Origin of the sequence: Roseburia porci (genome assembly GCF_009695765.1) — a bacterium.
Taxonomy (GTDB): Bacteria; Bacillota; Clostridia; order Lachnospirales; family Lachnospiraceae; genus Roseburia; species Roseburia porci.
Genome location: NZ_VUNI01000005.1, coordinates 82916 through 96858, shown reverse-complemented (window position 1 = coordinate 96858; position 13943 = coordinate 82916). Strand labels below are relative to the sequence as shown.

General features: G+C 42.5%; 9 protein-coding genes. 8 read left to right on the top strand and 1 reads right to left on the bottom strand.

Translation table 11 applies throughout. The features are described from left to right. Positions 1 to 28 precede the first annotated feature (28 nt). From deoC to FYJ75_RS04660, 5 genes are all read left to right on the top strand, one after another. Positions 29 to 691, top strand: coding sequence for a deoxyribose-phosphate aldolase (deoC, locus tag FYJ75_RS04680; RefSeq protein WP_154429300.1), 663 nt, complete (start codon positions 29 to 31; stop codon positions 689 to 691). A gap of 21 nt (positions 692 to 712) precedes the next feature. After that, positions 713 to 1102: a PH domain-containing protein gene (locus FYJ75_RS04675; RefSeq protein ID WP_154429299.1), complete on the top strand. Its 390-nt coding sequence runs from the start codon at positions 713 to 715 to the stop codon at positions 1100 to 1102. Between the two features lie 216 nt (positions 1103 to 1318). After that, complete coding sequence (locus FYJ75_RS04670; protein ID WP_154429298.1) at positions 1319 to 2674, top strand: ATP-binding protein; 1356 nt, start codon at positions 1319 to 1321, stop codon at positions 2672 to 2674. Positions 2675 to 2811: 137 nt separating this feature from the next. Next, entirely contained in the window at positions 2812 to 5193 is a 2382-nt protein-coding gene (locus FYJ75_RS04665; protein WP_154429297.1) for a phosphoketolase family protein, read from the top strand. A 205-nt stretch (positions 5194 to 5398) separates the two neighbouring features. After that, positions 5399 to 7876, top strand: a complete 2478-nt coding sequence (locus FYJ75_RS04660; protein ID WP_154429296.1) for a beta-mannosidase — start codon at positions 5399 to 5401, stop codon at positions 7874 to 7876. On the opposite strand, the gene FYJ75_RS04655 is transcribed toward FYJ75_RS04660, so the two are convergent. Next, a complete protein-coding gene (locus tag FYJ75_RS04655) occupies positions 7868 to 8788 on the bottom strand; it encodes a LysR family transcriptional regulator (protein ID WP_154429295.1) in 921 nt (306 codons plus the stop codon). The genes FYJ75_RS04660 and FYJ75_RS04655 overlap by 9 nt on opposite strands. A gap of 188 nt (positions 8789 to 8976) precedes the next feature. Between FYJ75_RS04655 and clpB the strand changes: the two genes are divergently transcribed. The 3 genes from clpB to FYJ75_RS04640 all read left to right on the top strand — a co-directional run bounded on the left by clpB (position 8977) and on the right by FYJ75_RS04640 (position 13885). After that, positions 8977 to 11565: an ATP-dependent chaperone ClpB gene (gene clpB, locus FYJ75_RS04650; protein WP_154429294.1), complete on the top strand. Its 2589-nt coding sequence runs from the start codon at positions 8977 to 8979 to the stop codon at positions 11563 to 11565. A 210-nt stretch (positions 11566 to 11775) separates the two neighbouring features. Then, positions 11776 to 12375, top strand: a complete 600-nt coding sequence (locus tag FYJ75_RS04645; RefSeq protein ID WP_235907005.1) for a polysaccharide deacetylase family protein — start codon at positions 11776 to 11778, stop codon at positions 12373 to 12375. A 190-nt stretch (positions 12376 to 12565) separates the two neighbouring features. Continuing rightward, complete coding sequence (locus tag FYJ75_RS04640) at positions 12566 to 13885, top strand: replication-associated recombination protein A (RefSeq protein WP_154429293.1); 1320 nt, start codon at positions 12566 to 12568, stop codon at positions 13883 to 13885. Positions 13886 to 13943 lie beyond the last annotated feature (58 nt).

Here is a 13943-nt window from a genome sequence, read left to right as displayed (position 1 = left end):
TGCATGGCTAATATAAAAGGAGCAAAAAATGGACAGAAAAGAGATTTTAAAAAGAGTGGATCACACGCTGCTGGCTCAAAATGCAACGTGGGAAGAAATCCGCCAGATTCTGGATGACGGATTAAAATATGAAACAGCATCTGCGTGTATTCCGGCAGCTTATGTGAAGCAGGCTGCACAATACGTGGATGGAAAGCTTCCCATCTGTACGGTAATCGGTTTCCCGAATGGATATCATACAACCGCAGTCAAAGTGTTTGAGACGAAGGATGCCATTGCCAATGGGGCATCGGAGATCGATATGGTGATCAATATCGGCTTTGTCAAAGATAAGCGGTATGATGAGGTGGAAGATGAGATTCGTCAGGTTCATGATGCGTGTGAAGGAAAAATTTTAAAAGTCATCATCGAGACATGTCTTCTGACGGACGAAGAAAAGATTAAAATGTGTGAGATTGTCACAAACGCGGGGGCTGAGTATATTAAAACATCCACAGGATTTTCGACGGCAGGTGCAACTTTTGAAGATGTTGCACTGATGAAAAAGCATGTGGGACCAAATGTGCACATTAAAGCGGCGGGTGGAATTTCGTCTTTTGCGGATGCAGAAGAATTTATCCGGCTTGGAGCAGACAGGCTTGGAACAAGCAGACTTGTAAAGATCATCAAGAAACAGTATACTCTTCTTTAGAAAAAGAAAAGGAGTTTGATTATGGCAGATAACAATGTAATCTGGAGTGACAGAAAGAGAACATTATTTGGTTTACCTCTGAGTTTTACCAAATATACACTGACGGAGGATCGTCTGTTTATACAGACCGGATTATTTACAACCGTTGAGGACGAGGTGCGTTTATATCGTATCATGGATGTAAAGCTCACAAGAACTTTTGGACAGAAAATATTCGGAGTCGGAACGATCAAAGTAAGTTCGGCAGACAAGAGTATGGGGGATTTCGAGATCACCAGCATCAAAAAGTCAAAAGAGGTTAAGGAAAAGTTATCCGAACTTGTTGAGAAAAACCGCGATGAGAAGCGTGTTTCAAGCCGTGAACTGATGGGGGAAGATGAGCAGGAACTGGATCTGGATGATGCGCAGTAGTTTAAGACGATAGCCAGACAGTAATCTGAGTGCAGACAACGTTAAAATTAAAATGCAGAGAGGTATGTTATAACAAATATACTTCTCTGCATTTTTGTTGCAAAAAATGCAGGAATAATGTTGCAAAAATACAACAAAACATAAGAATAATGTTACAAAATACGTTGAATAATTTGAGAAAAATGTTACAATACTAGCATTAGGAGGGATGATCCAATGCTGAAAAGAGAAATATCCGACAGGTTATCTTTCTGGAAAAGGGAGAAAAAAAAGAAAGCACTGTGTATTATCGGTGCAAGACAGATTGGGAAGACAACTGCGATTCGTGAATTCGCCAAAAAAGAATATGAGAACTTCCTTGAGATTAATTTTATATTAGATCAGGGCGCAGAGAAAATTTTTGCGGGAAAGTTGGATGCAGACACGATCATTGAAAACATTACTGCCTTTAAGATGCAGAAACTTGAACCGGGAAAAACATTGATTTTTTTGGATGAAATACAGGAGTGTCCAAATGCAAGATGCGCGGTCAAGTTTCTTGTTGAAGATGGAAGATTCGATTACATCGAATCGGGCTCTCTGCTGGGGGTAAAATATAAGGAAGTTCCATCTTATGCGGTTGGATTTGAAGAGATTGTCTATATGTACCCAATGAATCTGAAAGAGTATTTCATTGCGAATGGGGTGCAGAATTCTACGCTTACAATGCTTGAGCACTGTTATGAAAAACATGAAACGGTTCCTACGGTCATGCACGAAACATTGTTAAAACTTTTTGCAACTTATATCGTTGTTGGGGGAATGCCCGATGTTGTGCAGACTTATGTGAATACTCATGATATTGGAAAAGTGATTCAGACGCAGAGAAGTATCCTTGAACTCTATCGGCAGGATATTTCAAAATATGCGGAAGGTAGTGAAAAAATTAAAATTAAAGCAATCTTTGACAGCATTGCATCTCAGTTAGATGACAAAAACAGAAGATTTGTTTTAAACCGGATTGATGAAAACGGCAGGATGAATCGCTATGAAAACGCTTTTTTATGGCTAAGTGATGCCGGTGTGGCACTGCCATCTTATAATGTTACAGAACCGCAGCCTCCGTTACAACTTAATGAAAAGAGAAATCTGTTTAAACTGTTTATGGGAGACACCGGCCTTCTCTGTGCCTCCTGTATGGACAATATTCAGTTTGAACTTTTGCAGGGGAACATGGAAGTAAATATGGGAAGTGTTTTGGAAAATGTTTTTGCACAGGCAGTAAAGAGTAATGGGTTTTCTTTAAATTATTTTGAATCAAAAAAATATGGAGAAGTGGATTTTGTTATACAAAATGGATTAAAGGTTGATCTTCTGGAGATAAAATCAGGAAATGATTATAAGAAACATTCAGCTTTGAATAAGGTATCTGCAGTTTCAAACTGGAGATTTGGAAGAAGGCTGGTGTTTTGCAAAGAAAATGTTGCAGAAGAATCTGGAGTAGAATATTTACCATGGTATATGGTTATGTTTTACAAGCCGGAGCAAAATACACAAAGTTATATATATGAAGTGGATTTGTCAGGAATTTGACAAAATGAAGTTGTTAGCAATTTTTATCCATATCAATCTGATATGAATGGAATCAAGATAAGTGATTTAACGAATGACAACTCCTGTGCTATGATGAAATTGTTAAAGAAGTAACGAAAGTAATTAGGAGGACAAAAATGTCAGAGAATACTTGTCTTGAAAAACAGCCATTATCTCAGGAAATGCTGGAAAAAATGAACGCATACTGGCGTGCGGCAAACTATTTATCAGCTGGACAGCTTTATCTTTTAGATAATCCACTTTTAAAAGAGCCACTTACCATGGACCAGATCAAGAAAAAGATCGTTGGTCACTGGGGAACCGTACCTGGACAGAACTTTGTTTATGTACACTGCAACCGTGTCATCAAACGTTATGATCTGGATATGATTTTACTTTCCGGACCTGGACACGGCGGAAACTTTATGATTGCAAATACATATCTGGAAGGAACTTACAGTGAGATCTATCCAAACATCAGTCAGGATGAAGAGGGTATGAAGAAAATGTTCAAACAGTTTTCATTCCCATGTGGAGTTCCAAGCCATTGTGCACCGGAGACACCAGGTTCTATCAACGAAGGTGGTGAGCTGGGATATTCGATCGCACATGCATTTGGTGCTGTATTCGATAACCCGGATCTGATCGCTACCGTAGTTGTCGGTGATGGAGAAGCAGAGACAGGTCCTCTGGCTACCTCATGGCAGTCAAATAAATTCTTAAATCCGATCACAGATGGTGCGGTTCTTCCAATCCTGAATCTGAACGGATATAAGATCAGCAACCCTACAATTTTCTCACGTATTCCTCATGAAGAGATTGAAAGCTTCTTTATTGGATGTGGATGGGAGCCAATCTTTGTAGAAGGCGACGATCCAATGACAATGCATAAACTGATGGCTGAGGCTATGGATTATGCAATTGAGAAAATCAAATCTATCCAGGAAAATGCTCGTAAGAACAATGATCCGGAGCGTCCAAAGTGGCCAATGATCGTTCTTCGTACACCAAAGGGATGGACAGGACCAAAGGTTGTAGACGGACAGCAGATCGAAGGATCTTTCCGTGCACATCAGGTTCCAATCTCCATGGAGAAACCGGAAGAACATCTGAAACTGTTAAAAGAGTGGTTAGAGAGTTATCATCCGGAAGAGTTATTTGATGAGAACGGACGTCTGATCCCGGAACTTGCAGAGCTTGCACCAAAGGGAAATGCACGTCTTGGAGCAAATCCACATGCAAACGGCGGTCTGTTATTAAAAGACTTAAGACTTCCGGATTTCCGTACCTATGGTATTGATGTAGATCCTGGTAAGACAAAAGCCCAGGATATGATCGAACTGGGCGGATATATCCGTGATATCTTTACATTGAATAAAGAGAGCAAAAACTTCCGTATCTTCGGACCGGATGAGAGTATGTCAAACCGTCTGTATAAAGTATTTGAAGCTGAAAACAGAGACTGGAATGCGGAACTTCTTCCTACCGATGACTGCCTTGCAAGAGGTGGACGTATCATGGATGGTATGTTAAGTGAGCATATGTGTGAAGGCTGGTTAGAGGGATATCTTCTGACAGGTCGTCATGGATTCTTCGCAAGCTACGAAGCATTTATCCGTGTTGTAGATTCTATGGCTGCCCAGCATGCAAAATGGTTAAAAGTATGCAATCAGCTGACATGGAGACGTCCAATCGCTTCCCTGAACTTTATCCTGACATCCAATGTATGGCAGCAGGATCATAACGGATATACTCATCAGGATCCGGGATTTTTGGATCATATTGCAAATAAGAAAGCAGATGTGGTACGTATGTATCTTCCACCAGATACAAACTGCTTATTATCCTGCTTCGATCACTGCATAAAGAGCAAAAACTATGTCAATGCAATTGTAGCTTCCAAACATCCAAGCTATCAGTGGCTGAACATGGAACAGGCTGTAAAACACTGCACGCAGGGTGTTGGCATCTGGGATTGGGCAAGCAATGACGGCGGCGAAGAACCGGACATCGTTATGGCATGCTGTGGGGATACACCAACACTTGAGACAATGGCGGCTGTTACAATTTTACGTGATGAGCTTCCGGAACTTAAGATCCGTGTTGTAAACGTAGTTGACTTATTTAAACTTGAGTCAAATCATAAACATCCACATGGATTAAGTGATGCAGAATACAATGCACTCTTTACAACAGACAAACCTGTCATCTTTGCATTCCATGGATATCCGACACTGATTCACGAACTTACCTACCGTCGTGATAATCAGAACATGTCTGTTCATGGCTATCAGGAAGAAGGAACCATCACAACTCCATTTGATATGAGAGTTCAGAATGAAATTGATCGTTTCAACCTTGTAAAAGATGCAATCATGCACCTTCCACAGCTTGGCAACCGCGGTTCTTATCTGATCCAGAAGATGAACGATAAGCTTGTTGAGCATAAACAGTACATTGCTGAGTACGGACAGGATCTCGAAGAAGTTCGTGACTGGCAGTGGCATACAGCAAAATAAGATTTTGCTTAAAAAGTCAGATTCCTCTAATATATAGTTAATTATTTATTTTTGCAATCAGAAAAACATCTGCAGAAACGGATTGGGGTCCGTGTCTGTGGATGTTTTTTACTTTACAGGAAAGTTCTGGGTTTACCGCAGGACGATAGAAGTGTTATCATGATTATAATATGATAACTGGAGAAGTATGTACGGAGGAGAAAATATGAATAAACTAAATCTGGCTGGAAAGTGGAGCCTTGCGAGAGTGGGGGAGGAGACTATCTGCACGATGAATGTTCCGGGAACTGTGTTGTCCGGACTTTTGGATGCTAAGATCATTGAAGATCCGTTTTACCGGATTAATGAAGACAGGACCAGAGAAATTTTCTGGAATGATTATCAGATGGAACGTTCCTTTGAGATAGAAGAAGGATTCTGTAAGGAGGAACAGGTCGAGCTGGTCTGTGAAGGATTGGATACACTTACAGATATTTATCTGAATGGGACAAAGGTTGCATCGACGGATAATATGCACCGCACATGGAAAATACCGGTAAAAGATATTCTGAAGACGGGAGAAAACAGCATCCGCATTGTGTTTCATTCCGTTTTAAAATATATCAATGATTATGTTTACGAACCGGGAAAAGAAGTGAAATATATTCCAAGTGGATGTATGAAGGGCAATCATCTGATCCGTAAGGCACACTCTATGTTTGGATGGGACTGGGGACCACAGACGATCGATGCCGGAATTTTCCGCCCGATCTATCTGGAAGGCTATAGTCATGCACGGATAGAGGATGTTCATATTACACAGGATCATGAACAGGGCGTGAAGGTTAAGACAGCGGTTCGTATTAAAGAAGCAGAAGATCAGCAGAGCTGGATCAGGGTTACGATCAGTGAAGAGGATGGATCCGGCGTACAATCGCAGCAGATTCCGGCAGCGGATGGATCCGCAGAACTGGAGTTTGAGATCCCGGATCCGAAACTCTGGTGGCCAAATGGCTATGGAAGTCAGCCGTTGTATCTGGTAAAGACGGAGATTCTGGATCAAGAAAACGGACAGGTACTGGAAGTAAGCGAGAAACGGATCGGTCTTCGTACACTTACGGTCAGTCAGGAGAAGGATGCATGGGGAAAAGAATTTGCATTCTGCGTAAATGGACTTAAGATCTTTACCCGTGGAGGCAATTACATTCCGGATGACTGTCTGTATACAAGAATCAGTGCACAGAAACAGGATTATCTTCTGGAATGCTGTAAAAGAGCGAATTTTAACTGTGTCCGTGTATGGGGTGGAGGCTATTATCCATCGGATGAATTTTATGATCTCTGCGACAGGAAAGGCCTGATCGTATGGCAGGATCTTATGTATGCATGTAATGTGTATGATGTGACAGATGAGTTCGCAGAAAACTGCAGAATAGAAGCAATTGAAAATGTAAAACGTCTTCGTCATCATGCATGCCTTGGACTGTGGTGTGGAAATAATGAGATTGAGTCTGCATGGGATCACTGGGGAGATTTTCAGGTTGAAACAGCGTATCTGCGGGCAGATTATATCAAATTGTTTGAGTCTGTATTGCCGAAGGCAGTAAAGGAGACAGACCCGGATACCTTTTACTGGCCGTCATCCCCATCATCGGGAGGATGCTTTGACAAACCGGATGATGATACGCGCGGGGATAACCACTATTGGGATGTATGGCATGGACAGAAGCCATTTACGGATTATCAGAAATACTATTTCCGTTTCTGTTCAGAGTTTGGCTTCCAGTCATTCCCATGTATGAAGACGGTCAACAGTTACACAGAAGAAAACGACCGCAATATTTTTTCCAGAGTAATGGAAAGCCATCAGAAAAACGATGCCGCCAATGGAAAGATGCTGTATTATCTTTCTGAGAATTTCCAGTATCCGGAGAATCTGAAACAGCTTGTATATGTGACACAGGTATTGCAGGGAATGGCTATCAAATATGGTGTGGATCACTGGAGGAGAAACCGTGGACGGTGTATGGGAGCTTTGTACTGGCAGATCAATGACAACTGGCCGGTGGCTTCCTGGTCCAGCATTGATTTTTACGGAAGATGGAAGGCACTTCATTATATGGCTGCCAAATTCTATGCGCCGGTGGCAATCAGCGTGTATCTGACGGAGAAAAGTGCAGCAGTATATCTGGAAAACGAAACAAATCAGGTGCAGAACGTAAAAGTTTCGCTTCGCGTGAAGGATATGTACTGTCATGTTTTAGAGGAGATTACTTCAGAAGGAAAAGCGGATGCATTTTCTGCTGCGGATATTCTGGACATGGAGATCTCAGGCTGGAAAGAGAAAAAGCATGCGGTATTTCTGGAGGCAGAAGCAGTTCTGGCGGATGGAACAGTGCTTACAGATGTGGAGACGCTTGTACCGTTTAAGCATCTGGAACTTGAGATTCCGCAGTTTACCACAAAAGTAACGGAAGAAGAGGCTGACTATGTGATCGGAATCACGAGCAGCTGTTTTGCACCGTTTGTGGAACTGGATTTTGAGGATGCAGATGTGATATTTGAGGATAACTTCTTCCATATTACAGATACTGTGGAAAAGACAATCCGCATAAAGAAAACAGACATCCGAAGCGGAAGCTTTACAGATGCCTGTGATATGCTAAATCGTCTGACAATCAGATCTTTACGTACGTCAGACTGATTGATCTGTGTCGCGTTCCGCAAATTCCTGTAACAGGAATTTGCGGAATGCAGTGGATGCGACACTTTGTGGATATTCCGAATCATATACAAGAGAAATCGTACGATGAGGCAGTTCATCCGGAATGTGGATACGAAAGACACTTCCGGTGTCAAGTGCCTCTTTTGCAAACTCAGGAGGAAGAAATCCAATGCCGAGATTATGTTCGATCGCCGGCAGGATCAGATCCGTGGTTGCAAGTTCGATCGCCGGTTCAAAGGGAAGTCCCTGCTTGGCAAAATAGGTATTTAAAAATATGCGGGTAATCGCCTCAGAGGTCAGACTGACCCATGGGTAATCGGACAGCTCTGCAAGCGTCATCGTGCGTTCTTTCAGATGACTGTATTTTTTCCCGCCGATCAGTATATCCGTGTAGGAATGTACGGTATGGACAACAAGAGGAGTCTCCATTGCAAAAGGAATGGAAGAGATCATTGCCATATCGACCTGCCCCTGCCGAAGAGAGTGTATGGAATCACTGGAACTGTTGTTTAATATTTTGAAGCGGACTTTTGGATGTAATTCATGGAAAGCTTCCATTGCCTGTAAAAGGCAGCAGTGCAGAGCTGTTTCTGTCGCACTGATGGTGATGGAACCTTCGTCAAGAGACAGCAGATTTGTGATTTTCTGCTCTCCCTTAAAGAACTGGGCACATCCGGCAGAAACATATTCAAAAAAGGTCTGTCCTTCTGAGGTCAGTTCCATTCCGGATTTGCTCCGGATAAAAAGCCGGCAGCCAAGATCATCTTCAAGTTTGTGGATCGTGCGCGTAACCGCAGGCTGGCTGGTCTGAAGTGTGGCAGCGGCTTTGGTCAGGTTTCCGTATTTTGCAACATAATAAAAAATTCGATAATATTCATAATTCGTATTCATACGTTTCATTATAAAACAATGCAATGAAAATGGAAAGAATAATAAATAATCTGAAAATTTTAGCACTCACCTATTGACAGTGCTAACAAACGGTGCTATATTACATCCTGTAAAGAGAAATCAATACATAGATGTTGCAGTTTGTATGCAGGCATCTAAGCGTTAGAGATAGAAAGTGAGGGAAGATTATGAACATTCAGAAATTTACACAGAAGTCGATCGAAGCAATCAATGACTGCGAGAAGTTAGCATATGAATATGGCAATCAGGAGATTGAACAGGAACATCTGCTTGTTGCTCTTTTGCAGCAGGAGGATGGTCTGATTCCAAAGCTGATTGAGAAGATGGAGATCAATAAGGAGCATTTTACAGAGAATGCCAAACGTCATCTGGAGGCCAGAGTCAAAGTATCTGGAGGCCAGGTATATGTCGGACAGAATCTGAACAAAGTTCTGATCAATGCGGAAACAGAAGCAAAGCAGATGGGCGATGAGTACGTCTCTGTTGAGCATCTTTTCCTCGCACTTTTGAAATACCCGAATAAGGCAGTGAAAGAGATGATCAGCGAATACGGTCTGACAAGAGAACGTTTTCTTCAGGCTCTTTCTTCCGTAAGAGGTAACCAGAGAGTAACCTCAGACAATCCGGAAGCAACATATGACACACTTGAGAAATACGGTTATGACATGGTAGAACGGGCTCGTCAGCAGAAGATGGATCCGGTGATCGGCAGAGATTCAGAGATACGTAATGTGATCCGCATTCTGTCAAGAAAGACGAAAAATAACCCGGTTCTGATTGGTGAACCTGGTGTTGGTAAGACCGCTGTCGTAGAGGGTCTTGCACAGCGTATTGTCCGCGGGGATGTTCCGGAAGGATTGAAGGATAAGAAATTATTTGCACTCGATATGGGCGCACTTGTCGCAGGTGCAAAATATCGTGGTGAATTTGAGGAACGTCTGAAAGCTGTTTTGGATGATGTAAAGAATTCAGAGGGACAGATCATCCTGTTCATTGATGAATTGCATACGATCGTCGGAGCAGGTAAAACCGATGGAGCAATGGATGCCGGACAACTGTTAAAACCAATGCTTGCAAGAGGTGAATTACACTGTGTAGGTGCAACGACACTGGATGAATATCGTGAATATATTGAGAAGGATGCGGCACTGGAACGTCGTTTCCAGCCGGTTATGGTTGACGAACCGACGGTAGAGGATACCATCTCGATCCTGCGTGGTTTAAAGGAGAGATATGAAGTATTCCATGGCGTTAAGATTACGGACTCGGCACTGGTATCAGCTGCTGTGTTATCAAACCGTTATATTTCGGATCGTTTCCTGCCGGATAAGGCAATCGATCTTGTAGATGAGGCCTGTGCACTGATCAAGACGGAACTGGATTCTATGCCAACGGAACTGGATGAACTGAACCGTCGTGTGATGCAGCTGGAAATCGAAGAGACAGCGCTTAAGAAAGAAACCGATCATCTGAGCCAGGAGCGGCTTGCAAATCTGCAGAAAGAACTTGCAGAACTGCGCGATCAGTTTAATACAAAGAAAGCACAGTGGAGTAACGAGAAGAATGCAGTAGAAAAGGTTCAGAAGCTGCGTGAAAACATTGAAAGTACAAAGCGCGAGATCAAACAGGCACAGCAGAATTACGACCTTGAGAAGGCTGCGGAACTTCAGTATGGAGTACTTCCACAGATGGAGAAACAGCTGGAAGCAGAGGAAGAGCAGGTAAAGAACCGCGATCTTTCACTGGTACATGAGAGCGTCAGCGAGGAAGAAATCGCACGTATCATTTCCAGATGGACTGGAATCCCGGTTGCAAAATTAACCGAGAGTGAACGGAATAAGACATTGCATCTGGATGAAGAACTGCATAAGAGGGTAGTCGGACAGGATGATGGTGTAACGAAGGTTACAGAAGCAATTATCCGTTCCAAAGCAGGAATCAAAGATCCGACAAAACCAATCGGTTCTTTCCTTTTCCTTGGACCTACCGGTGTCGGCAAGACAGAGCTTGCCAAAGCTCTTGCAGCAAGTCTTTTTGACGATGAATCCAACATGGTACGTCTCGATATGAGTGAGTATATGGAGAAATATTCTGTGTCCCGTCTGATCGGAGCACCTCCAGGATATGTCGGATATGACGAAGGTGGTCAGCTGACAGAGGCCGTCCGCAGAAAACCATATTCTGTTGTATTGTTTGATGAGGTCGAGAAGGCACATCCGGATGTATTTAATGTACTTCTTCAGGTGCTTGATGACGGACGTATCACAGACTCACAGGGAAGAACGGTAGATTTTAAGAATACGATCATTATCATGACCAGTAACCTTGGATCAGCGCAGCTGCTTGAGGGCATTGACGAGAATGGCAATATCCAGCCACAGTGTGAAGAACAGGTTATGGAAGAACTGAAAGGTCACTTCCGTCCGGAATTTTTGAACCGGCTGGATGAGATTATTATGTTCAAGCCGCTGACAAAAGACAATATCGGTCATATCATTACACTGATGATGAATGATCTGAATAAACGTCTGGAAGATAAGGAGATTTCAGTAGCCTTGTCACCGGAAGCACAAAGTTACATTGTAGAGCATGGATACGATCCGATCTATGGTGCACGTCCACTTAAGAGATTCCTGCAGAAGCATGTGGAGACATTATCTGCCAAACTGATCCTTGCGGACCAGGTATCAGCCGGAGATACGATCCTCATTGATGTGGAAGACGGAAAACTTACGGCGAAAGCTACAAAAAACTAAATGCATAAATGCACAAAGCTGACATAATATAATATCAGTATTTTCGGTATGATCTGTCCGGAAATAGCGGATATTATGTCAGTGAGAGGTGCAGATGTGAAGAAGAAAAGCAACCGAAAAGGGATAGCTGTAATGACAACAGTTATCCCTTTTGTTATACTTATGATTATGGTTGAAATCGTGATACACGTGAATCAGGAGGTACGAGGAATGGAACAGTCAGAGAATACTGGAACACAGGAATATACGGAGCCATTAAAAAAAGTTGCACTGACATTTGATGATGGTCCGAATCCAATCTATACGCCGGAACTCCTGGATGGACTTGAAAAAAGAAATGTGAAAGCTACATTTTTCCTTTTGGGCGAAGCTGTGGAAGATTATCCGGATATAGCAAAACGTATCTACGAGGATGGACATCTGATCGGAAATCATACATACGATCATGTGAATCTTGGAAATCTCTGTGAAAATGCAGCCTGTGAACAGGTAAGAAAAACAAACGAGATTATTGAGCGTGTTACCGGATACTATCCGGAGTATGTTCGGCCGCCGTTTGGGGAGTGGAAAGAGAACATTGACAATGATGTGACCATGATCAAGGTGTTGTGGAATGTGGACCCGCTGGACTGGGCAACAGGAAATGCAGATGCCGTTGTGGAACGTGTTGTGGGAAAATGCGAAGATAACGATATCATACTGATGCATGATGCATCGGAATCGTCGGTGAAAGCAGCACTTCGGATCATTGATATTCTTACAAAGAAAGGTTATGAATTTGTCACAGTTGATCAGCTGATTCTTGATTAATTTCATGCATATTGTAGAAAAAAAACTTTCGTATTGTAAAGTGACAGAATTTCATGTATTCTATTAGGTGATATGAATTATCAAGAATAAAATCCGTCATAAATCATACTGATATTCAATAAAAATCGGTATTGTTTCGTGTAAAATGCAAGATTTCAATCGTGAAATTTCATTACTAAGGGTGATTACTATGGATTTATTCGATTATATGAGAGAACAGAATATGGAGTCGGAGTCACCGCTGGCATCCAGACTTCGTCCGACAACACTGGATGAAGTGGTTGGACAGCAGCATATTATTGGAAAAGATAAGCTGCTGTATCGTGCGATCAAAGCGGATAAGCTGAGATCCATTATTTTTTATGGGCCGCCTGGAACCGGAAAGACTACGATCGCAAAGGTGATTGCAAATACGACCAGCGCAGAGTTCATGCAGATCAATGCAACATCGGCTGGCAAAAAGGACATGGAAGATGTCATAGCAAAGGCAAAAGATAATCAGGGGATGTATGGCAAGAAAACAATCCTGTTTATTGATGAGATCCACCGGTTCAATAAAGGACAGCAGGATTATCTGCTTCCGTTTGTGGAGGATGGGACGATTGTTCTGATTGGAGCCACAACGGAGAATCCTTATTTTGAAGTAAATGGTGCTTTGCTTTCCAGATCTGTTATTTTTGAACTGAAAAAGCTTACGAAAGAGGATATTCAGGTGCTTTTGCAGCGTGCGGTAACAGATACCGAAAAGGGAATGGGATCGTACCACGCAGTGATAGAACCGGATGCAATGGATTTTCTGGCAGATGTGGCAAATGGTGACGCCCGTGCGGCACTTATAGCAATCGAGCTTGGAATCCTTACAACAGAGCGGAGTGAGGATGGTCTCATTCATATTACGCTCGAAGTTGCAAGTGAGTGTATTCAAAAAAGAGTAATCTCTTATGACAAGTCCGGGGATAACCATTATGATACCGTTTCTGCTTTCATAAAAAGTATGAGAGGATCAGATCCGGATGCTGCGATTTATTATCTTGCGAGAATGTTATATGCAGGAGAAGACATTAAATTCATTGCCAGACGAATCATGATCTGTGCAGCAGAAGATGTCGGACTTGCAGATCCGAATGCACTGACGGTTGCGGTTTCAGCAGCTCAGGCAGTAGAACGGATCGGAATGCCGGAGTCACAGATCATTTTAGCGGAGGCTGTCAATTACGTGGCATGTGCGCCAAAGAGCAATGCCTCTTATATGGCTGTAAACCGTGCAATGCAGGTAGTAAAAGACACTAAGACACCGCCGATCCCGACACATTTGCAGGATTCTCATTATAAGTCTGCAGGAAAGCTTGGACATGGAATCGGATATCAGTATGCACACGATTATCCGAATCATTATGTGAAACAGCAGTATCTGCCCGATGGACTTACGGATCAGAAGTTCTATGAGCCGACCGAAATCGGATATGAAAAAGACATCCGTGCACATTTTAAACGGATCAAAGAAGAATAATTTACGTTTATCAGCCTGAATTTCAGGTAGAACATAAAGAAAAACCAGGAGGAAGAAC

Excerpts from the sequence above, each read along its gene's own strand:
- FYJ75_RS04675 (WP_154429299.1), top strand. The coding sequence starts at position 713 with ATGGCAGATAACAATGTAATCTGGAGTGACAGAAAGAGAACATTATTT.
- FYJ75_RS04640 (WP_154429293.1), top strand. The coding sequence starts at position 12,566 with ATGGATTTATTCGATTATATGAGAGAACAGAATATGGAGTCGGAGTCA.
- deoC (WP_154429300.1), top strand. The coding sequence starts at position 29 with ATGGACAGAAAAGAGATTTTAAAAAGAGTGGATCACACGCTGCTGGCT.
- FYJ75_RS04665 (WP_154429297.1), top strand. The coding sequence starts at position 2,812 with ATGTCAGAGAATACTTGTCTTGAAAAACAGCCATTATCTCAGGAAATG.
- FYJ75_RS04660 (WP_154429296.1), top strand. The coding sequence starts at position 5,399 with ATGAATAAACTAAATCTGGCTGGAAAGTGGAGCCTTGCGAGAGTGGGG.
- clpB (WP_154429294.1), top strand. The coding sequence starts at position 8,977 with ATGAACATTCAGAAATTTACACAGAAGTCGATCGAAGCAATCAATGAC.
- FYJ75_RS04645 (WP_235907005.1), top strand. The coding sequence starts at position 11,776 with ATGGAACAGTCAGAGAATACTGGAACACAGGAATATACGGAGCCATTA.
- FYJ75_RS04670 (WP_154429298.1), top strand. The coding sequence starts at position 1,319 with ATGCTGAAAAGAGAAATATCCGACAGGTTATCTTTCTGGAAAAGGGAG.
- FYJ75_RS04655 (WP_154429295.1), bottom strand. The coding sequence starts at position 8,788 with ATGAATACGAATTATGAATATTATCGAATTTTTTATTATGTTGCAAAA.